Consider the following 19,009-nt stretch of genomic DNA (forward strand, 5'->3'; position numbering starts at 1 on the left):
CGGTTTCCCGAGGCTGTCTTTGATCGTTTGGTTTCGCTGCCGTCAGGCCGTGCGCGAGGCTGTCGGCATGGGGCGAACGACACTCATCAGCGCGCCGTAGGGCAGGAGCATGATGAAACCGATCAGCATCTTCACGCCGAAGTCGGCGATCGCCCAGGAGATCCAGCGTGGCGCTTCTGTCGACATCACGCCGAGGATCGGGGCTGCGGCAATCGCGAAGTCGTCGTTCGGGCCGATGAAGCCGAAGACGGGCGCGAAGGACAGCGAGAAGAAGATGATCGTGTCCAGCACGGAGCCGATCAGCGAGCCCATCAGCGGTGCCTTCCACCAGGTCTGCTGGCGCAGCCTGTTGAAAACCGAGATGTCGAGCAGCTGGCCGACGAGGAAGGCCGAGCCCGATGCGATCGCAATGCGCGGCGTGGCCAGCAGGATCGACAGGAGAACACCTGCGATGAAGCCGACGAGAACGACGCGGCGCGCAACCTGGGGGCCGAACTGACGGTTGGTCAGGTCGGTGACGAGGAAGGCGATCGGATAGGTGAAGGCGCCAAAGGTCAGGAGGTCGGCGAGATTAATGCCGGCCAGAACGCCGTTGACCGGGTGCTGGACGAGGAAGTTAGAGGCGACGACGATTGTCGTCATCAGCAGACTGTAGGCAAAGAAATAGCGCTTGTTCAGCATTTTTTTATCCTGGGTGATGCCACCAGTTGGAGGGACAAAAATGTAAGGGTAGGGCGGTATGCGAGGCTCTCGCCTCTCAGGATACCCCAAACGAAAAGGCTTGCCCGGCGTGCCGGTCAAGCCTTTCGAAAGTCTGGCCGGATGACGCTATCAAGCGGCTTCGGCGGTCTTCTTGACGATCTGGCGACGCAGCAGACGAGCGCGCATGCTCAGTTCGGTTTCGGAAGCCTTGATCAGGAAAGCATCGAGACCACCGCGATGCTCGACCGTGCGCAGGGCAGCAGCCGAAACGCGCAGGCGGAAGCGCTGGTTCAGAGCGTCCGAGATCAGCGTGACGTCGCACAGGTTCGGAAGGAACCGGCGCTTGGTCTTGTTGTTCGCGTGGCTCACGTTGTTGCCCGACTGGACGCCCTTGCCGGTCAATTCGCAACTGCGGGACATGGTACACCTATTGTTTTTCTAGGCCATCGCATCGCTTCCGGCCAAATGCCGGCGAGGCAATCCAACAGCGTCTGATTGGAAAGTTGCGGTTCTATAGTCAGTGAGAACCGGCGCGTCAAGCCAAACCTTGGATTTTCCGGGCGGCAGACCGGGTGTAGGATATTTTCTTGCCACAGTCCACGGCGAGACTGCATGTTCTAGACGCCGGCCCGCCGGCATTCCCATGATGGAGATGGCATTTGCGTCCGACCGGCTTCCTTACCGCCTTCCTCGTCCTTGCCGCCGGTGGTGCCGGGGCTGCCGATTATCGCTACGACACATCCTACAAGGTTTCTCTCGGTGTCTTGCCGATTGCGCGCATGACCTTTCAGACGGCCGTCAAAAACGACCGTTATACCATTTCCGGCCAGTTCCATTCGTCGAGCCTCGTGGACATCGTGCGCGAGGTGTCTGCCGACAGCAGCGTGTCCGGGCGCATGTCCGGCGGGAGCATGAACCCGGAGCGCTATGTGCTCGACTACAAGAGCGGCAAGCGGAAACATACCTACGAGGTGCTTTTTGCCGGTGGCAATGTGGTGGAAACCAGGGTCACGCCGGAGCGGCCGAAGCCGGACACCTGGGTGCCCGTCCAGCCGGGTGACCTGAAGTCGGTGCTTGATCCAATCGGTGCTCTCCTCATTCCCGGCAATGCCGATGTCTGCGGCCAGATACTGCCCGTCTATGACGGCGAAAGCCGGATGGATCTCGTTCTCTCCCCGAACCGCTCCGAGACCTTCTCCGCCGGCCGTGCCAAGGGCGAGGCCATCGTCTGTTCGGTTCGCTACGTGCCGAAGTCCGGATATCGCCAGGGCCGCAAGGACATCGAGTATCTGAAGTCGGTGACCGGCATGGAGATCTGGTTTGCCAAGACTGCGACGCTGCAGCTATATGCACCTGTCTATGCGAGAATCCCGACCCGCTACGGAACCGTGCATGTGACAGCAGAAAAGTTCGACGGCTAGTTTCAGCGGGCGAGCCCCGCATCAGGGGATTTCATGAAGACCAAGGCAACGCTGATCGGGTTCACCGCGATCCTGATGTGGTCCTTCCTCGCGCTGATGACAGCGGCTTCCGGCACCATGCCGCCCTTCCAGCTTTCGGCCATCACCTTTGCGATCGGCAGTCTTCCCGGCATCTTCATGTTCATCGCCCGGCCGGAGCGGTTGAAGGAGCTGCGCCAGCCGCCGAAGGTCTGGCTCGCCGGCGTCGGTGGCCTCTTCGGCTATCATTTTCTCTATTTCACCGCACTCCGGAATGCGCCGGCCGTCGAGGCCGGTCTGATCGCCTATCTCTGGCCGCTCCTGATTGTCGTCGGCTCGGCGCTCCTGCCAGGCGAACGGCTCGGTTGGCACCATATCGTCGGTGCGCTGTGCGGTCTCGCCGGCACTGCGCTCATTGTCGGCAAGAACGGTTTCGCTTTCGACCCGGCCTATAGCCTCGGCTATTTCACCGCCTTGCTCTGTGCCTTCACCTGGGCCGCCTATTCGCTTGTCAGCCGCAAGTTCGAGACGGTGTCGACCGATGTCGTCACTGGCTTCTGCCTTGCGACATCGGCTCTTTCACTTCTCTGCCATCTCGCGCTCGAAACCACCGTCTGGCCGGATACGACGGCGCAATGGGCCGCGGTGATCGGGCTCGGGCTGCTTCCGGTCGGGCTTGCCTTCTACGTCTGGGACTATGGGGTGAAGAACGGCGACATCCAGATCCTCGGCGTTTCCAGCTATGCCGCGCCGCTTCTGTCCACGCTGATCCTGATTATTTTTGGCTTTGGCGAGATTAGCGTCAGAATTGGCCTTTCATGCCTGCTTATCACAGGTGGCGCTGTGCTCGCGGCTCGCGATATGGTTTTCCGCAAATCGGAGCGCGCGACCTGACGGGAGATTGAATGGCCACTGCGACCGGCATCCTCTGGCTTTCGGTCGCGCTCGGTACCAGCTATCTCTGGATCCTGCCGCGGGAAAAAACCGTGTTCCGGGCCGTCTGGAAGACGTTGCCTGTCCTGCTGCTTGCTCTGTATGCCTATGCCGTCGGCGCCCATCCGCTGCTGGTTGCCGCCCTTTTGTTCGGAGCCCTTGGCGACTGGTCACTCGCCTTTGAAGGAGACCGAGCCTTTGTCGGCGGTGTCGCCGCCTTTCTCTCGGCTCATATCGCCTATGTGGCCTTGCTCGCGACCCTTACCGACCTGGAGATCGCCTTTGCCGAACCCTGGCGGGTGATCGCCGGCGCGCTTGTCGCGATCCTGACCTTCGGCGTGCTTATGCGCATCTGGAAGCCTGCCGGACGATTGGCGCTGCCCATAGGCATCTATGTCTTCTTGTTCATGGTCCTGGTCTGGTTGACGCTCGGTCTCGCCAATCCGATCGCCTTTGTCGGCGCGACGCTCTTCATTCTCTCGGATATCGTGCTGACGATCCGGAAATATTGGACGGGCCCCGATCACCCGATCGATGGCATGGCCGCTTACTTCGTCTGGGCGACCTATTATGCAGCGCAGGTGATCCTGACGGTGACGCTGTCCGAGGTCTGAATCGCGGGCTTATGCGCCCGGTGCCCAGCCTGGCGGCGCCATTTCGAAGGCGGAAAAGTCGAAGCCGGGCGCTACGGTACAGCCGACCAGCGTGAATTCGCCGAGACTTTCCGCCGCCTGCCACTCATCGGCATCAATGATTGCCTGAGGACGCTGACCGGCCGCGAGATCGAGCCCCAGAACGACCATCTCCTGCGTCACGCCGTCCTTCGAACGGTGCAGGGCAAGCGGCGCACCGGCATAGTAGTGCCAGGCCTCGGCGGCATCCTTGACCTTGTGCCAGTGAGACCGTTCGCCGGCCTGCAGGAGATAGTAGATCGCCGTCGAATGGCCGCGGGGCCCGCCGTGTTCGTCCCGATAGGTTTCCACATACCAGCCGCCCTCGGGATGGCGCTGCATGCCGAGGGTTTCGATGATATCTGCTGCCTGCATCAGAAGGAGTCCTTGCGCTTGCGGATTTCCGCGAAGACCTCATCATTCGTCGCGCCCTCCATGCCGAGCGTGCGGCGGATATCCGGGTCGCCGGCGCGCAGGAAGGGATTGGTTTCCTTCTCCAGTCCGATCGTCGTCGGAATGGTGAAATCGCCGCGCTTGCGCTGCATTTCGATCAGTTCGACGCGGGATCTGAGCCGGGCATTCTCCGGATCGACCGTCAGTGCGAAGCGGGCATTCGAGAGTGTGTATTCATGGCCGAAATAGACGATGGTCTCATCGGGCAGCGCCGCAAGCTTCTGCAGGGAATGCCACATGTCCAGCGCGGATCGTTCGAAGAGGCGCCCGCAGCCGAGGGCGAAGAGCGTGTCGGCGGCAAAGAGCAGCATATCCTCGGGCAGGTAGTAGCAAATATGCCCCGCAGTGTGGCCCGGCGTCTCGATTACCCGCACTGGCCGCTTGGCGAAGGTGAACTCGTCGCCGTCGCCTACCGTCCGGTCGATGCCGGGAATCGCCGCCGCCTCGTTGCGCGGGCCGATGATCTCGCAGCCGTATTTTTCCTTCAGTGCCAGATTGGCATCGACATGGTCACCGTGGTGGTGGGTCGTGAAGACATGGGTGATCGCCCAGCCCCGCTTCTCCGCGGCCGCCACGATCGGATCGAGTTCCGGTGCGTCGATCGACGCCGTCTCGCCGGTTTCCGGGCAATGGAGGAGGACGCCGAAGTTGTCACTTCGGCAGAGGAATACCTCGATCTGCAGTGATTTCATTGTTGACCCGCTTTTTTATGTCCCGCCTCGTTGGCGCGAATGTATCCTCTTGCAGCTTGAAGTCCAAGGATGGGCTGCTAACAATAAGTTCATGCATGTCGATATCGTGGATCTGAGGCAGTTTTATTATACGATGCTCGGCCGAGTGGCGGAGCAGTCGGTCGCGCTGGCAATATCCTCGGTCTGGGCGCGCCTGCCACAGGAACGGCTTGTCGGCCTTGGTTACTGTATTCCCTTTCTCGAACGCTTCCGTGCCGACACCGAGCGTACCATGGCCTTCATGCCGGCAGGGCAGGGGGCGGTGAACTGGCCTGTCGGCGAACCCTCGGCCACGACGCTCGTCTTCGACGAGGAGCTGCCGCTGCCGGACAGTTCCGTCGACCGCGTGCTGATGGTGCATTCACTCGAATTCGCCGAGAACCCGCGGGAGACGCTGAAGGAAGTCTGGCGGGTGCTCGCCCCCGGCGGCCGCCTCGTCATCGTCGTGCCCAACCGTCGTGGTGTGTGGGCGCGCATGGAGCACACGCCCTTCGGTTCGGGCCGTCCCTATTCGCGTGGCCAGCTCACGGCGCTGCTGCGCGAGACCAACTTCACACCCGGTGCCTCGGCAGAGGCCTTGTTCTTCCCGCCGTCGAAGATCCGTGCAGTCCTCCGCCTTCGCCGAGGCTTCGAGCGGCTTGGTAAGGTACTCTGGCCGGCCTTTTCCGGCGTCATCGTCGTCGAGGCGCAGAAACGGCTCTATCAGGGACTGCCCGTTGCCGCGCGTGCCTCCCGCCGCGTCTTTGCGCCGGTGCTCGCACCGCAGGGCGTGCCGACGACCCGCAATCGGTCTCCCGAGGTCTGAAAAGCGTGTTGTGTCGGGCGTCCCATTGCCAGGCTGCGGCGCTCGCCCGCCTCGACAAAGCGCGTTTTCCGCAGTAATCCCAATCCCATGTGAAGGGATGGCCTCTTGCCATCCAATGGCCGGGAATGCGCCTCATGAACGCCTCGACGAAGCCGACACCCCGTGCCGGGGTCATGGAGATCGCCGCCTATGTTCCTGGCAAGGACCATGCGGGCGGGGTTTCCCGCGTCTTCAAGCTGTCGTCCAATGAAACGCCGGTTGGTCCAAGCCCGAAGGCCATGGACGCCTTCCGCATGGCGGCCGAAACGCTCGAGATCTATCCCGATGGACAGGCGCGTGTGCTGCGTGATGCGATTGCCGAGGTGCATGGGTTGAACCTGGCCAACATCCTCTGCGGCAATGGTTCGGGCGAGTTGCTGGCCCTGCTCGCCAACATCTATGTCGGGCCCGGCGACGAAGCCATCATCACCGAACATGGCTTCCTGCTCTATCGGATCCAGATCCTGGCGGCCGGCGGCACGCCCGTGACGGTCAAGGAAGCCGATCGGCGCGTCGACGTGGATGCAATCCTTGCCGCCGTGACCGAGCGGACGAAAATCGTCTTCCTCACCAATCCCGGCAATCCGACTGGCACCTATGTGCCCTATGCCGAGATCAAGCGACTGCATGCGGCCTTGCCTGCGCATGTCATCCTCGTGCTCGACGCCGCCTATGCGGAATATGTCCGCCGAAACGATTATGAGGCCGGTATCGCGCTCGTGTCTGCCAACCGCAACGTTGTGATGACCCGGACCTTCGCCAAGGTCTACGGGCTGGCTGCTCTGCGCATCGGCTGGATCTATGGCCCCGCCGAGATCATCGACACGTTGAACCGGGTGCGCGGGCCGTTCAACATCAACACGCCGGCACTTCTCGCCGGGGCTGCCGCCATGCACGACCAGGCGCATGTGGCGAAAGCCGTCGAGCATAACCAGGTCTGGCTCGCCCGGGTCTCGGAAGCGCTCACCGCCCTTGGCCTCGAGGTCACGCCCTCGGTCACCAATTTCATCCTGATCCACTTCCCTGACCAGGACGGAAAGCGCGCGTCTGATGCCGATGCCTTCCTGACTTCGTGCGGCTTCGTCTTGCGCGCCGTCTCGTCCTATGGTTTTCCCAATGCACTCCGCATGACGATCGGCAGCGAGGAGGCCAATACCGGCGTCATCACTGCCCTCACCGAATTCATGGAACGCACCTGATGTCTGAAATCCTGTTCGACCGCATCGCCCTGATCGGTATCGGCCTCATCGGCTCGTCGATCGCCCGCGACGTGAAGAAGCTTGGGCTGGCTAAAGAGGTCGTCATCTCGACCCGCAGCGCCGAGACGCTGAAGCGGGCAGAAGAACTGGAGCTCGGTACTGCTTATGTCGAGTCTGCCGCCGAGGCGGTCAAGGATGCCGATCTCGTCATCGTCTCCGTTCCCGTCGGCGCTTCGGAAGCGGTCGCCAAACAGATCGCGCCCAACCTGAAGCTGGGCGCCATCGTCACCGATGTCGGCTCGACCAAGGCATCCGTCATCGCGCAGATGGCGCCGCATATGCCAGACGGTGTGCATTTCATTCCCGGTCATCCGCTGGCGGGTACGGAGAAGTCCGGTCCCGACGCCGGTTTTCCCGGCCTGTTCAAGGGCCGCTGGTGCATCTTCACGCCGCTCGAGGGTACGGACGGGCAGGCGATGGCCCGTCTGCGCGGCTTCTGGGAGGCGCTGGGATCGATGTGTGACGAGATGGATCCGCAGCACCACGACAAGGTGCTGGCCATCGTCTCGCATCTGCCGCATATCATCGCCTACAACATCGTCGGCACGGCGGACGATCTGGAGGCCGTGACGGAATCGGAAGTCATCAAGTATTCCGCTTCGGGTTTCCGCGACTTCACCCGTCTGGCCGCTTCCGATCCGACCATGTGGCGGGATGTCTGCCTGCACAACAAGGATGCGATCCTCGAAATGCTGGCACGGTTTTCGGAGGATCTCGCCTATCTACAGCGGGCGATCCGCTGGGGTGAGGGCGACAAGCTGTTCGAACTCTTCTCGCGCACCCGCACCATCCGCCGCTCGATCGTCCAGGCAGGCCAGGATGTCGATGTGCCGGACTTCGGCCGTCACGCGCTCGACAAGTGAGCCAATCCCGCCGCCTCAGAGGGGCGGGATCTGTCCAAGCGGGATGAAGCCGAGCGATGCCACGCCATTCTGGATGGTGATCTCGGCTTCGCTGTCGTCGCGGCCGAAGGCGAGTGCCCGCAGCACGTTGGCGACATTGTCGATCATGTCTGATTGCTCGGGATAAGCCGTCTTCACAGCATCGCGCCAGGCACGGATTTGCTCGACCTGCAACTTGATCCGCCCGGAGATCAGGCCGTCTTCACCCACCTCGAAGGGGCCACTCAGCGTCAGGACGCGGCCTTCACCCATGTCGATTACCATGCGATGAATTTCGCCCTTGGTGCCGTAGAGCTTCTGCTCCTGTGCCACACGCGGATCGAGCAATCCGCCCTTGTCGGCAAAGGTGGCGTCGAGGCTCGCCGCTACGGGTGGAAGCGCGATCTGGGTGCCGCCGATCGAGACCGAGACATCGCGCACCAGCGTCGCGTAGTCGAGATTGCCTTCGTTCTGGCGGACATGCGACTGGGCGCTCGGCGCCGTCATCTGCACCTGCAGGTTCGACACGGTGGACGTGACCGTCGCGCTGAGCCCTTCCATCATCAGCGAACTGCGCGACAGGCCTGATAGTCCGATGCGGAAGCTCGACTGCATGTTGGTCCAGTCCAGCGCCGTGTTGAAGCCGAGTGCCGAGCGGATTTCCGCCGGCCCGTCCAGTTCCCAGACGATATGGCCGGGATTGTAGATCTGGGCTGCGGCGCGCATCGGGCCGAAGGAGGCGGCCACACCCTGGAAGTGATCGTCGAAGGCAAGTCGCGTGCAATTCAGCCGGAAGCGGAAAGGATAGCCGCCAAGCGTCGCATCCTCGCAGGTCGCGGTCACGCCTGCCGGATTTCCGCCGCCGAAGAAGGTCAGAATGCGTTTCTTCAGAAATTCCGCAGCAAAATACCAGCCGACACTATAGACAGCGATGACGAGGACGATCAAAACGCCGAGCCGGACAACCTTTCGGCTGATCGTGCTTTCCGGCGCGGTCGACATGGCCATGGGATGCTCCTCGTTGCGATCACTTCACGTGTCTTGGATTGGCGTGCGATATGGACGAATTTTGGGTCTTTGGCTACGGATCGCTGATGTGGAATCCGGGCTTTCCCTATGAAGAAAGGGTGCTTGCCCGGCTCGGCGGCTATCGTCGTTCCCTCTGTGTCCGCTCCTATGTTCACCGCGGAACCGAAGAGCGCCCTGGACTGGTCCTCGGGCTCGACCGGGGCGGTTCCTGCAAGGGCGTCGCGTTCCGTGTCGCGCCATCTTCGTGGCAATCCACCGTTGACTATCTGCGCGAACGCGAACTCGTCACCAGCGTCTATCTTGAGCGCCACGTCCGCACCACGTTGGCCGACGGCCGCTCCGTCAGGGCACTCACCTACGTGATCGACCGGGCCCACCCGCAATATGCAGGCGCCGTCAAGGTCGAGGAGGCGGCGCAGATCGTCGAGGGCGCCGTCGGTCGCTCGGGTCCCAATCCGGTCTATGTCGCCAACACCGTCGCCCATCTCAGGGAAATCGGCATCCGTGACCACTGGCTCGAGAGCGTGGCTTCCGCCATCACCGCGAACGGAGCCTGAAGCCCCACACGTATTCCCGTGTTGAATGCGTTCAGAGTGCTCCGAGTTCCTTCAGCCTGTTCACGGCTGTGGGAGGCAGTGGCAGATGCGGGTTGTCCTTGGCCGTCTTGATCAGCAATTCGTCGCTTGCCGCCTCCAGGCGTTCCATCAGGGTTGCCTGCATGACATCGGGATCGAGACCCGGCTCGATCGGCGGCAGGATGCGGACGACGAAGTGACCCGGAAAACGCAGGAACTTGCGGCGCGGCCAGAAGAGGCCGGGATGCATGGCGACGGGCACGACGGGCACGTTGATGTCGCGGTAGAGACGGGCGATGCCATATTTGTATTCCGGCGGCGCACCCGGCGGACGGCGGGTGCCCTCGGGATAGATGATCAGCTGGCGGCCATTGGCCATTTCCACCTTGGTCCGCTCGATGACCTGCGCCATGACCTTGCCCTTGGCGCCGCGATTGACCGGGATCATCCGTTGCTTGGCGACATACCAGCCGAAGACCGGGATCCACATCAGCTCGCGCTTCAGGATGTAGACCGGATCATCCAGCCAGGGCAGCAGCGCATAGGTGTCCCAGAAGGACTGGTGCTTCGGCGCCAGGATGTAGCCGCCGCTCTTCGGAATGTTCTCCAGCCCCTCGACCGTAAACGTCGTGCCGACGATCTTCTCCATCAGCCAGTGATTGGCGCGCGCCCAGTCCTTCGGCACGAAGAAGGCCTTCTTGCGCGGCAAGAGGAAGTAGATCGGAAACAGCACGATCATCCGGATGATGATGTTCGCGTAGAAGGCGATGTTGAAGATGATGGAACGCAGGGCAATCATGATCTGGAGCTCTCGAGGGCGGGCGAAACCGTCATTAGAGCAAAAGTCCCGCCAGCAAAAGCGCTAGCTTCTTCTTGCTGGTCAGGATGTGCGGCCAGATTCGGTGATTTCGCCGTCCGGGCGCAGGCCCTGATCCCGGCTCCATCCGGTCACGCCCCTGACATAGGCAATCACCGTCTTTCCGTATTCGGCCAGCATGGTGCGCATCGCATCCGGCTCGCTGTACCAGGCGCGCGTCTTCAGATCGGCATTGACCACGGGATAGCCGATGAATTCGGTGTGCGGATCGCTGCGGCGCAACTCCATCAGGCTGCGGGAGAGATGGTAGTTACTGGTGACGACCAGGATGGAGCGATAGCCCTTGTCGCGGATCCAGATCGCCGTCTCGTTGGCATTGCCGATCGTGTCGATCGCGGCGTAACCGATGTCGACGCAGCATTCGAAGATGTCAGGCGAGGTGCGCGTCGCCTTGCGGATCTGCCCTGCGGTGGTCGAGGGATTGACCCCCGAGATCAGAAGTCTTTCGCCGTAGCCGCGCTTCAGAAGATCGATCGCCTGCTCGATGCGCTGGTAACCTCCGGTCAGAACGACGATCGCATCCGCCTTCACCGTCTCGGGCGGACGCATGTTGCTCACCGAATCAGCGAAGATCAGAAAACCGGCCACCAGCACCGCCGCGCTGAGGATCATGAGCATCCCGCCGTAGCGCAAAGCCCGGCGTATCAGGCCTTTGCGCGCAAAGAGGCCGTCTCCGGAAGGAGGGCGGCCGCCGTCACGCAGCGGTTGATTCGAGGTCATCCGATCCATGCTCATAGCCTGTGAATAGCCGGGATTTCCCACAGCGAACAGGCGGCTTTAAGGCAAGTCAACATGCGAGATTTCGTCAATCGTCGAGAAGGCCGTCCGTGCGGGCCGGATCGGAGCGAATGAGATCGATTTCATAGATCGTGCGCATGACCGTCAGGCGCGCGGTAATGGTGGTCAGAAGCGCAATCACGATCATCGTCGCGAAGATGCCGAGATAGCCACCCCAGCCGATCGTGAAGGTGCCGAACAGTGCCGTCGCCTGGTCGCTTTCCGGGGTTGCCAGCGAGCGGCTTTGCCAGAAACTGGCAAGCGCAAAAAAGCTTGCTGCCAGCACCGCCCCGACGGCGGCGCCCTTTAGGCTGATCTTCAGAAAGTGTTTCTGAAATTCCTGGGCGACGAAGCTGCCCTCGGCGCCGACGAAATGCAGCACTTCGATGATGTGGCGGTTGCCTGACAAAGCGCCGCGCGTCGCAAAAACCACCGTCAGCACCATGGCCGTGAAGACGAGGATCAGGATGCCCGAGCCGATCAGCACCGTCGTGCGGGCCATCTGCACCAGACGGTCCACCCAGGTGCGGTGGTCGTCGAGGAAGGCCTGAGGCACTTCTTCATTCAGGAGCGCGCGCATGGCGTCGAAGTCGGGCGGATTGGTCTCGTCGATGGTAATGACGATCAGCCGAGGAACGGGGAGGTCTTCGAGGTTGAGTCCCGTGCCGAGCCAGGGTTCGAGCAGGCGCGCGGTCGCTCCGTCGTCCATGATCTGGCCGTCGCGGGTTCCAACGAAGGTGAGCGCCAGATCGCGCGCCTTGACGAGGGCGGCCCCCATGTCGAGGCCTTCTTCGGGTTTGATCTGGATGGTGATCTCGCGAGAGATCTGGCTCTGCCAGCCGGCGGCCGTTGCGCGGACCATGGAAACGCCGCCCAGCGTCAGGCAGGCGAGAAAGGCCATGATGGCGATCACCACCATCAGGGCATTGCCCTGGATGTTGGATGGCGGCAGGATCGGGCCTGTCGGCCTCACCGTCATCTCGACGCGGCGCTTCTTCTGACCAGGGGTCTGGTTTGCGTTCTGATTTGGGTTCTGGGGGATCTCATTCATAGATGTCGAGCCGCCCGTCGGTCAGGATCATCCGGCGCGCATCCACCTGGTCCATCAATGCGAGATCGTGGGTGGCGATCACCACCGCGGTGCCGAGACGGTTGAGTTCCAGGAAAAGGCTCAAGAGCCTGCGTGCCATCGGCGGGTCTACATTGCCCGTCGGCTCGTCGGCGAGCAGGATTTCCGGCCGGTCGATCAGAGCGCGGGCGATCGCCACGCGCTGCTTCTCGCCGCCCGAGAGCACCGGCGGCAGCACATTGATGCGCTCGCCGAGGCCCACCCATTTCAAGAGTTCGATGACATCCTGCTTGTAGGTCTGTTCGGCCTTGCCGCGTACGCGCAAGGGAAGCGCCACGTTCTCATAGGTCGTCAGGTGGTCGAGCAGGCGGAAATCCTGAAAGACGATGCCGACGCGACGGCGCAGCATCGGCAGCTCATTGCGGGGTATGCTGGTGATGTCGCGGCCGAAGCTCTTGATCAGTCCGCGCGTCGGCTGCAGCGACATGAAGAGCAGGCGCAGAAGCGTCGTCTTGCCGGCGCCCGACGGCCCGGTCAGGAACTGGAAGGATCCCTTCGGCAGGTCGAAGGTCAGGTCGCGGAGGATCTCCGGTCCCATCCCATAGCGCAGGCCGACATTTTCGAAATGGATCAAAGGGGGCCCAGTCTGACGTGTCCGAGGTCTGGGGCGCGTAAACGACGATCGTAAACGGCCGGTAAACATGCCCCGGGGCGCCGGGCTTTCTCAGCCGTCTTTCCGAAGCATTAACCAATTGAATTTACGACTGGTGAGGATTCGTTTCAACCGCCGACTTTCGGGGTATCCGATTTTGGCTGTGCGAAAGGTCCGCACGCATGAGTGCTTTCCGTTACCAGAAGCAGGCCGCCGCCGCGGACCTCGATCTCCTGCCGCCGGATCGTGCCCGTCGACGGATCGATCACCAGCACCAGCGTGCCGCTCGTTACGAAGTCGTCGATGCGCAGTTCGTCACGGTCCGTGAGCCGCCCAAGACGTCGCCGCGCCCGGATGCGTCCGCGTCTTCCGCAGCCGTTGCCCCTGACCTGCGTGCTATCCTCCGTCATGCGACCGATGCCGTCGAACAGCGCCTGCAACGGCTGTCGGACGTCGCCTTTTCGCTGCTTGTGGCGATTGCCTTTGTCTCCATCTTCTCGCTTGCCGGACAATTGGTCTTCGGCGGTGGCGAGCATCCGGAGATTGCCGCCAAGCCGCTTGACTTCACGCATGTCAATCTGACGCCACAGGACCGCAATGGAATGCGTGTTCTTCTGCTCAATGCCATCGTCGAGAACCGCACCGCCCGGGAAGTGTCGCTGCCGAAGCTCAGGGCCGATCTTCTCATCGACGGGCAGGTGATCGCCAGCACCTATATCGAGCCGCCGGTCGCGAGCCTGGATGGCGGCGAGAGCCGCGGCATCGTCACCCGTCTCCAGCATCCCGGTGGAAAAACGCCGGAAGTCCGGCTTTCCTTCGAAGAGTCGGGTGCCTAAGCCCTTGCCAGTGTGCTAAGGCCCTTGCCTTTCCGGCATGCCGCCGGCCAAGGACCTGAGGTCGACAAGCAAGGAGTTCCCCATGCCCGTAGTTCGCGGAAAGAACATCGAACCGCTCTTTACCGCCGAGCAGATCCGGCAGCGTAATCTCGAACTCGCCCAGGATATCATCAAGGGTCCCTGCGACGACCTTCTGGTCATTTCGGTACTGAAGGGCTCATTCATCTTCGCCGCCGACCTCATTCGTGCGTTGCATGACGTCGGTCTTGCCCCGGAAGTCGAGTTCATCACCCTGTCCAGCTATGGCACAGGCACGGTCTCCCAGGGCGTGAAGATCATCAAGGACATCGATAGCGACGTGAAGGGGCGCAACATCCTTCTGATCGACGATATTCTCGAGTCCGGCCGCACCCTGCTTTTCGCCAAGGAACTGATGTTCGAGCGGGGTGCCGCCAATGTCACCATCGCCGTGCTTCTCGACAAGAAAGTGAAGCGAAAAGAACAGTTTGAGGCTGATTATGTCGGCTTCGAATGCCCCGACTATTTCGTCGTGGGCTACGGCATGGATGTGGCCTATGCCTTCCGCGAACTGCCCTTCGTCGGCGTCGTCACAGGCGACGCGTGAGCTGTTTCGAAATGGAACATCTCGCCATCTGATGGCAGTGACCTGTTAACCATCGCGCCGGACGACCTGTCCGGCGTTTACCACTCGACAAGGAAAGTCTGGTGATTTGCCTCTCGCAAGGCTCAAATGACGCGGGAGAAAACTTCAACCATGGCGAGAATCCTCATCACCGAAGACGAAGACTCCCTGCGTTCGTTCGTGGCCAGGGCGCTCCGCCTCGACGGTCACGAGACGCATGAAGCCGCCGATGGCGCGGAAGGTCTCGAAAAGCTCTCCGAAGGCGCCTTTGACCTGCTTCTGTCGGATATCCGCATGCCCGTCATGGACGGCATCGAGCTTGCGCATCGCGCCCATTCCGAGTTTCCGGCCATGAAAATCCTGCTGATGACCGGCTATGCCGAGCAGCGGGAGCGCGCAGACGACCTCTCGGCAAAGATCGTTGATGTCGTCTCGAAGCCCTTCGCCCTGCCGGATATTCGCAAAGCCGTTGCTTCGGCGCTTGCCGGCTGAGGCAGCCGACTACATCGCTCAACAAACAAACGCCCGCTGATGCGGGCGTTTTCGTTTCTGTAAAGCCGTTGCCTCACTGGATGTCGAGCAATCGCTCCAGGTAGCGCCGCTCGATCTCGGGGCTCGAATTCTCACCGAGCTTTTCGCGGATCGCTTCAAGGATCTCACGAGCACGCTGCACGTCGATCTCGTCGGGAACCTTGACCTGCTCGCCGAAATCCGGGCCGCTGGTGGCGCGGGGGCGGCCGAGCGGATCGCGACCATCCTGGTTGCCCTGACCCTGACCCATCTGCGGACCCTGGCCACCCTCGCCCTGCTGCGCCTGCATCATCTGGTTCATCATGTCGCGAGCACCCTGGCGAAGCGCCTCCATGGCGCGTCCCTGGCCTTCGACGGCCGGGCCGCCCTGCCCCTGGCCAAGCGCCTCGCCGGCGCCCTGCATTTCCTGCTGGGCCTCGCCGAAACCGGGGCCGGGCTCCATGCCCATGCCTCTCAGGCCTTCCTGCAATTCGCCAAGCTGCTGACCAAGCTGTTCCTGCTGTTCGCGCAGCTGCCTGAGCGCCTCGCGCAGCTGTTCGGCGGTCATGCCGTCCAGGCCCTGCTGCCCCTGCTCGCCCTGTTGTCCTTGCTGGCCCTGTTGCTGCTGGCCCTCGGCGCCTTCTTCGCCCTGCTGCGGGTCGCCGCGCTGCATGCGGTCGCGCAGCGCCTGATCCAGACGGAAAGTCTCGTCCATCAGCCGCTGCTGCTCCTGCATGATCTCGCCGAGCTTGTCGATCTGGCGGCGGGCCTCGCTGTTCTGCTGCTGCTGGCCCTGCTGCGGGCGTCCGGCCTGCAGGTTGTTCATCATCCGCTGCAGTTCCGAGAGCAGTTGCTGTGCCTGGTCGCGGTTGCCGGAGCGGGCGAGGTTTTCCAGCTGGTCGAGCATGTTGTCGAGATCTTGCTGACGCAGCATGTTCTGGGCATTCTGCTGCGGTTCGCCCTGCTGGTTGGGCATGCGCTGCGCCAGGGCCTGGAGAAATTCCTGCATCGCCGAGCGCAGCTCTGCCATCAGCCGCTGGATTTCCTCGTCGGAAGCGCCGTTTTCCAAGGCATCGGAGAGAGCCTGCTGTGCGTCGCGCAAACGGCGTTCGGCCAGCGACAGGTCGCCGTCCTCGATGCCGAGCGCGATTTCCCAGAGATAGTCGGCCGTGTCCTTCAGCTGTTCTTCGCCGCGCGCCATGTTCATGCGCGCGCGAGCGCTTTCTATCGCAATGAAATTGCCGAGATCGGGGATCGTCTCGTCGGCGCGGAGCACCAGCGCCTCGTTCAGCGCGATCGCCTGCGGCATCTGGCGGGTGTCGAGGGCGAAGACCTTGCGCTGTTCGGCAACGGCTGCGGCGAGCGGCTCGTTGAAATTGCGGCCGGGCAGCAGCATCTCGATCGGCTCGCTACGGCCGGTCTGGCCGGCGCCATCGGTCGCCACCACAGTGATCTTCACCATCTGGCCGGCAAGCGGATGCTCGGTGATGTTGCGGCTGGCCACGCCCTTGGTGTCACGGGCATTGTGGCGTGGCAGGTCGAGCTTGTAGTCCGGATGCGGGTAAAGCGGCGTCGCATCGGCCTGCTCTTCCAGCGGCAGGATCTCGGCATGGGCCTCGCGCAGGCCGTAGTCGTCCTTGGCGGTAAAGGCGATTTCGAGCGCCCCGTTGATCGCGCGGCGCGGCGTGCCGTCAAAGGCAATCTCGGGTGCTCTGTCCGGTGTGACGCCGATCGTCCAGGTTCTGTCGGCAACCCGCAATTCGCCGGCCTCGTTCAGTTCCAGCTCATGGGTGCGCGCCACCATAGGGGCGTTCGGCGCCGGCGCTGGCGGCGGCGTCGGGACAGCCGTCTGACTGCTTGCGTCGATCTCGGAGCCGGCCGTGGGCCTGCGGGCTGCATCGTCCTTCTCGGCTACGTCGAGAACGGCGCCATCCGATTGCTGGACGAAGAGGACCTTCTCTTCCGACGGCCCACCGCTGATGCGCACGGTCACCTTTGACTTCTGCGGCACGGTCACGCCGGCTGCGTCCTGGGTGCCGAGACCCGAGAGGAAGACCGGCGGCTGACCTGTATAGCCGGGTGGGGTGATCCAGGCGTCGATACGGATCGCTGGTGCCTCGCTTTCCGGCACATGCTGGCGGAAGGCATCGGCAATCTGGCCTGCGCCATTGGAGCCGGAATAGGCGAGCGCCGTGACGAAGAGCAGGGCGGGCACGGCGCGCAGCGCGTAGCGGTCGTAGCGGGCGATGTCGGGCTGCGGCATACCGGCGTCGAGGGCGGCAATCCGCTCGGCCATGCGCCGCTGGTGTTCCTGCCAGAGGGCGCGGGCAAAGGGTGTCTCGGCGGAGAGCTGATCGTCCTGCACCGCCACCGGCTGGTGGGCGAGGCCATTGCGCTCTTCAAGCAGCCTGTCCGCTTCCGGAATGCTCGGCAAGCGTAGCTTCAGGAAGGGCAGGAAGGAGGCGACAAAGGCAAAGACGAGGATAAAGACGATCGCCAGGCGGACGAGATCCGGGACCTCACGATAAACGCCGAACCAGGCAAGCGCGACGAAGAGGGCGGCAATGCCCGCGACCGGCAGGAAGAGCGGCAACAGCCGCTCGGCAAACAGCACGGACCGTGCGAGCACACGTTTGACGCCGACGCGCCGCGCAAGCTTCGGGTCGTCCTTGAAGGCGCCTTTCCTGTGGCCGGCCGGGCGGGAAGAGCTCATCCGTCTGGTCTCCGAGAGCGCCGCGCATCGTCACGGCTGATTGTCCTCGAAGATAGCAGTCTTTGTGGCGAAGACGAGGGCGGCAAGGAAAAGCGGCAAGCTTTTCCCGCCTCATCGCCGAATTGTGAATGGATCAGGCCAACCAGTCGGGCACGCTGTCGAGCGCGATCAGGTCCTCATAGGTCGGACGCGGGCGAATCACGTGGAACTCGTTGCCGTTCACCAGCACCTCCGGCACCAGCCGGCGGGTGTTGTAGGTGCCGGCCTGCACGGCGCCATAGGCACCAGCCGAACCGACAGCGATCAGATCGCCGGGCTTCGGCATCGCCATCTCGCGGTCGAGCGCCAGGTAGTCGCCGGTCTCGCAGACGGGGCCCACGACATCGGCCTTGATACGCGGGGCGTTCGCTGCCGAAATCACCACGGGTTTGATCTCGTGATAGGCCTCGTAGAGCGTCGGGCGGATCAGGTCGTTCATCGCCCCGTCGACGATGACGAAGGTCTTGTCGCCGCCGTCCTTCACATAGATGACCTCGGTCACCAGGATACCGGCATTGCCGACGATCAGGCGGCCGGGCTCGGTGACGATGCGGCAGTTGAGGCTCGACAGCTGGTCCTTGACGATCCGGGCATAGGCATCCGGCTCCGGCGGCGGGTTGTTGTCGTCCTTGTAGGGAATGCCAAGGCCACCGCCGACATCGACGTGATCGATGGTGTGGCCGTCGCCGCGCAGCGTCTCGACGAGCTCGCGCAGCAGGCGGAAGGCGTCTTCGAAGGGCTGCAGATCGGTGATCTGGCTGCCGATATGCATGTCGATCCCGGAAACCTTTATGCCGTCCAGCGTCGCCGCCCGTGCATAGACGGCACGCGCGCGCTCATAGGAAATGCCGAACTTGTTTTCCTTCTTGCCGGTCGAAATCTTAGCATGGGTCTTGGCATCGACATCAGGATTGATGCGGAAGGAGACATGCGCCTTTTTGCCGGCCTTGATAGCGCGCTGGTTCAGGATTTCCAGTTCCGGCTCGCTCTCGACGTTGAAGCAGTAGATGCCGGCTTCGAGCGCCAAATCCATCTCGCTCGGCGTCTTGCCGACGCCGGAGAACATGATGCGCTCTGCCGGGATGCCGGCTGCCAGCGCGCGGCGGAGTTCGCCTTCCGAGACCACGTCCACGCCGGCGCCGAGGCGACCCAGCGTCTTCAGGACGGCCTGGTTGGAATTGGCCTTCATCGCGTAGCAGACGAGGGCATCGACGCCGTCGAAGGCTTTTGCGAAGACCTTGTAGTGGCGCTCCAGCGTCGCGGTCGAATAGCAGTAGAAGGGCGTGCCGACGGCACGTGCGATTTCGGGAATGGCCACGCCTTCGGCGTAAAGAACGCCGTCGCGATACTCGAAGTGGTTCACGGGTTAAGCCCTG

The 19,009-nt window shown here is 62.6% G+C and carries 21 protein-coding genes; 10 read left to right on the plus strand and 11 right to left on the minus strand.

Annotated features, from left to right (window positions below; all coding sequences use genetic code 11):
- Positions 1-42: 42 nt before the first annotated feature.
- Both IP85_RS11905 and rpmB read right to left on the minus strand, forming a co-directional pair.
- Complete coding sequence (locus tag IP85_RS11905) at positions 43-681, minus strand: VUT family protein (protein WP_054149898.1); 639 nt, start codon at positions 679-681, stop codon at positions 43-45.
- Positions 682-831: 150 nt separating this feature from the next.
- Positions 832-1,122 carry a 50S ribosomal protein L28 gene (rpmB, locus tag IP85_RS11910; RefSeq protein ID WP_006724535.1) on the minus strand — a complete coding sequence of 97 codons (291 nt, stop codon included), beginning with the start codon at positions 1,120-1,122 and terminating at the stop codon, positions 832-834.
- 239 nt (positions 1,123-1,361) lie between these two features.
- Here rpmB and IP85_RS11915 point away from each other — a divergent pair, with 239 nt between their 5' ends.
- Genes IP85_RS11915 through IP85_RS11925 form a run of 3 tightly spaced genes read left to right on the plus strand, consistent with a single transcriptional unit; the run spans position 1,362 to position 3,688 of the window.
- Positions 1,362-2,123 carry a DUF3108 domain-containing protein gene (locus IP85_RS11915; RefSeq protein ID WP_054149899.1) on the plus strand — a complete coding sequence of 254 codons (762 nt, stop codon included), beginning with the start codon at positions 1,362-1,364 and terminating at the stop codon, positions 2,121-2,123.
- Positions 2,124-2,156: 33 nt separating this feature from the next.
- The gene (locus IP85_RS11920) at positions 2,157-3,035 is read left to right on the plus strand and encodes an EamA family transporter (protein WP_054149900.1); all 879 of its coding nucleotides are present in this window, start codon (positions 2,157-2,159) and stop codon (positions 3,033-3,035) included.
- Between the two features lie 11 nt (positions 3,036-3,046).
- Entirely contained in the window at positions 3,047-3,688 is a 642-nt protein-coding gene (locus IP85_RS11925; protein WP_054149901.1) for a lysoplasmalogenase, read from the plus strand.
- Between the two features lie 9 nt (positions 3,689-3,697).
- Here IP85_RS11925 and IP85_RS11930 read toward each other — a convergent pair whose 3' ends face one another.
- Both IP85_RS11930 and gloB read right to left on the minus strand, forming a co-directional pair.
- A complete protein-coding gene (locus tag IP85_RS11930; protein WP_054149902.1) occupies positions 3,698-4,120 on the minus strand; it encodes a cupin domain-containing protein in 423 nt (140 codons plus the stop codon).
- Positions 4,120-4,890 carry a hydroxyacylglutathione hydrolase gene (gene gloB / locus IP85_RS11935; protein ID WP_054149903.1) on the minus strand — a complete coding sequence of 257 codons (771 nt, stop codon included), beginning with the start codon at positions 4,888-4,890 and terminating at the stop codon, positions 4,120-4,122. The genes IP85_RS11930 and gloB overlap by 1 nt, the downstream gene beginning before the upstream one ends.
- A 91-nt stretch (positions 4,891-4,981) precedes the next feature.
- Between gloB and IP85_RS11940 the strand changes: the two genes are divergently transcribed.
- From IP85_RS11940 to IP85_RS11950, 3 genes are all read left to right on the plus strand, one after another.
- Complete coding sequence (locus IP85_RS11940) at positions 4,982-5,734, plus strand: class I SAM-dependent methyltransferase (protein WP_054149904.1); 753 nt, start codon at positions 4,982-4,984, stop codon at positions 5,732-5,734.
- Positions 5,735-5,868: 134 nt separating this feature from the next.
- Positions 5,869-6,972 (plus strand): histidinol-phosphate transaminase, encoded by a 1,104-nt coding sequence (locus tag IP85_RS11945; RefSeq protein ID WP_054149961.1) that lies wholly within the window; start codon positions 5,869-5,871, stop codon positions 6,970-6,972.
- A complete protein-coding gene (locus IP85_RS11950; protein ID WP_245280860.1) occupies positions 6,954-7,895 on the plus strand; it encodes a prephenate/arogenate dehydrogenase family protein in 942 nt (313 codons plus the stop codon). The genes IP85_RS11945 and IP85_RS11950 overlap by 19 nt, the downstream gene beginning before the upstream one ends.
- Before the next feature lie 15 nt (positions 7,896-7,910).
- Here the strand turns inward: IP85_RS11950 and IP85_RS11955 are convergent, their stop codons facing one another.
- Positions 7,911-8,921, minus strand: coding sequence for a DUF2125 domain-containing protein (locus tag IP85_RS11955; protein WP_054149906.1), 1,011 nt, complete (start codon positions 8,919-8,921; stop codon positions 7,911-7,913).
- Between the two features lie 50 nt (positions 8,922-8,971).
- On the opposite strand from IP85_RS11955, the gene IP85_RS11960 reads away from it, so the two are divergent.
- On the plus strand, positions 8,972-9,499 hold the full coding sequence (locus tag IP85_RS11960; protein ID WP_082347668.1) for a gamma-glutamylcyclotransferase: 528 nt from the start codon (positions 8,972-8,974) through the stop codon (positions 9,497-9,499).
- 31 nt (positions 9,500-9,530) lie between these two features.
- Here IP85_RS11960 and IP85_RS11965 read toward each other — a convergent pair whose 3' ends face one another.
- From IP85_RS11965 to ftsE, 4 genes are all read right to left on the minus strand, one after another.
- On the minus strand, positions 9,531-10,316 hold the full coding sequence (locus IP85_RS11965) for a lysophospholipid acyltransferase family protein (RefSeq protein ID WP_054149908.1): 786 nt from the start codon (positions 10,314-10,316) through the stop codon (positions 9,531-9,533).
- Positions 10,317-10,397: 81 nt separating this feature from the next.
- Positions 10,398-11,114, minus strand: coding sequence for a YdcF family protein (locus tag IP85_RS11970; protein ID WP_156322863.1), 717 nt, complete (start codon positions 11,112-11,114; stop codon positions 10,398-10,400).
- An 85-nt stretch (positions 11,115-11,199) separates the two neighbouring features.
- Positions 11,200-12,222, minus strand: a complete 1,023-nt coding sequence (locus IP85_RS11975) for an ABC transporter permease (protein WP_054149909.1) — start codon at positions 12,220-12,222, stop codon at positions 11,200-11,202.
- The gene (gene ftsE, locus IP85_RS11980; protein ID WP_054149910.1) at positions 12,215-12,874 is read right to left on the minus strand and encodes a cell division ATP-binding protein FtsE; all 660 of its coding nucleotides are present in this window, start codon (positions 12,872-12,874) and stop codon (positions 12,215-12,217) included. The genes IP85_RS11975 and ftsE overlap by 8 nt, the downstream gene beginning before the upstream one ends.
- 200 nt (positions 12,875-13,074) lie before the next feature.
- Here ftsE and IP85_RS11985 point away from each other — a divergent pair, with 200 nt between their 5' ends.
- The 3 genes from IP85_RS11985 (at position 13,075) to IP85_RS11995 (ending at position 14,863) form a co-directional block, all read left to right on the plus strand.
- A complete protein-coding gene (locus IP85_RS11985) occupies positions 13,075-13,728 on the plus strand; it encodes a hypothetical protein (protein WP_054149911.1) in 654 nt (217 codons plus the stop codon).
- Between the two features lie 82 nt (positions 13,729-13,810).
- The gene (hpt, locus tag IP85_RS11990; RefSeq protein WP_006724552.1) at positions 13,811-14,353 is read left to right on the plus strand and encodes a hypoxanthine phosphoribosyltransferase; all 543 of its coding nucleotides are present in this window, start codon (positions 13,811-13,813) and stop codon (positions 14,351-14,353) included.
- 150 nt (positions 14,354-14,503) lie between these two features.
- A complete protein-coding gene (locus tag IP85_RS11995) occupies positions 14,504-14,863 on the plus strand; it encodes a response regulator (protein WP_006724553.1) in 360 nt (119 codons plus the stop codon).
- 73 nt (positions 14,864-14,936) lie between these two features.
- Here the strand turns inward: IP85_RS11995 and IP85_RS12000 are convergent, their stop codons facing one another.
- Both IP85_RS12000 and lysA read right to left on the minus strand, forming a co-directional pair.
- The gene (locus IP85_RS12000; protein ID WP_054149912.1) at positions 14,937-17,594 is read right to left on the minus strand and encodes a TIGR02302 family protein; all 2,658 of its coding nucleotides are present in this window, start codon (positions 17,592-17,594) and stop codon (positions 14,937-14,939) included.
- A gap of 133 nt (positions 17,595-17,727) precedes the next feature.
- Positions 17,728-18,996: a diaminopimelate decarboxylase gene (gene lysA / locus IP85_RS12005; RefSeq protein ID WP_054149913.1), complete on the minus strand. Its 1,269-nt coding sequence runs from the start codon at positions 18,994-18,996 to the stop codon at positions 17,728-17,730.
- Positions 18,997-19,009: the final 13 nt, after the last annotated feature.

This window comes from Rhizobium sp. AAP116 (assembly GCF_001295785.1).
GTDB lineage: Bacteria > Pseudomonadota > Alphaproteobacteria > Rhizobiales > Rhizobiaceae > Allorhizobium.

Coding starts and splice junctions, on each gene's coding strand:
- IP85_RS11985 (WP_054149911.1), top strand. CDS start 13,075: ATGAGTGCTTTCCGTTACCAGAAGCAGGCCGCCGCCGCGGACCTCGAT.
- IP85_RS11965 (WP_054149908.1), bottom strand. CDS start 10,316: ATGATTGCCCTGCGTTCCATCATCTTCAACATCGCCTTCTACGCGAAC.
- IP85_RS11960 (WP_082347668.1), top strand. CDS start 8,972: ATGGACGAATTTTGGGTCTTTGGCTACGGATCGCTGATGTGGAATCCG.
- IP85_RS11940 (WP_054149904.1), top strand. CDS start 4,982: ATGCATGTCGATATCGTGGATCTGAGGCAGTTTTATTATACGATGCTC.
- IP85_RS11970 (WP_156322863.1), bottom strand. CDS start 11,114: ATGACCTCGAATCAACCGCTGCGTGACGGCGGCCGCCCTCCTTCCGGA.
- IP85_RS11945 (WP_054149961.1), top strand. CDS start 5,869: ATGAACGCCTCGACGAAGCCGACACCCCGTGCCGGGGTCATGGAGATC.
- IP85_RS12000 (WP_054149912.1), bottom strand. CDS start 17,594: ATGAGCTCTTCCCGCCCGGCCGGCCACAGGAAAGGCGCCTTCAAGGAC.
- IP85_RS11920 (WP_054149900.1), top strand. CDS start 2,157: ATGAAGACCAAGGCAACGCTGATCGGGTTCACCGCGATCCTGATGTGG.
- IP85_RS11975 (WP_054149909.1), bottom strand. CDS start 12,222: ATGAATGAGATCCCCCAGAACCCAAATCAGAACGCAAACCAGACCCCT.
- hpt (WP_006724552.1), top strand. CDS start 13,811: ATGCCCGTAGTTCGCGGAAAGAACATCGAACCGCTCTTTACCGCCGAG.
- gloB (WP_054149903.1), bottom strand. CDS start 4,890: ATGAAATCACTGCAGATCGAGGTATTCCTCTGCCGAAGTGACAACTTC.
- IP85_RS11905 (WP_054149898.1), bottom strand. CDS start 681: ATGCTGAACAAGCGCTATTTCTTTGCCTACAGTCTGCTGATGACGACA.
- IP85_RS11995 (WP_006724553.1), top strand. CDS start 14,504: ATGGCGAGAATCCTCATCACCGAAGACGAAGACTCCCTGCGTTCGTTC.
- IP85_RS11930 (WP_054149902.1), bottom strand. CDS start 4,120: ATGCAGGCAGCAGATATCATCGAAACCCTCGGCATGCAGCGCCATCCC.
- IP85_RS11925 (WP_054149901.1), top strand. CDS start 3,047: ATGGCCACTGCGACCGGCATCCTCTGGCTTTCGGTCGCGCTCGGTACC.
- rpmB (WP_006724535.1), bottom strand. CDS start 1,122: ATGTCCCGCAGTTGCGAATTGACCGGCAAGGGCGTCCAGTCGGGCAAC.
- IP85_RS11955 (WP_054149906.1), bottom strand. CDS start 8,921: ATGGCCATGTCGACCGCGCCGGAAAGCACGATCAGCCGAAAGGTTGTC.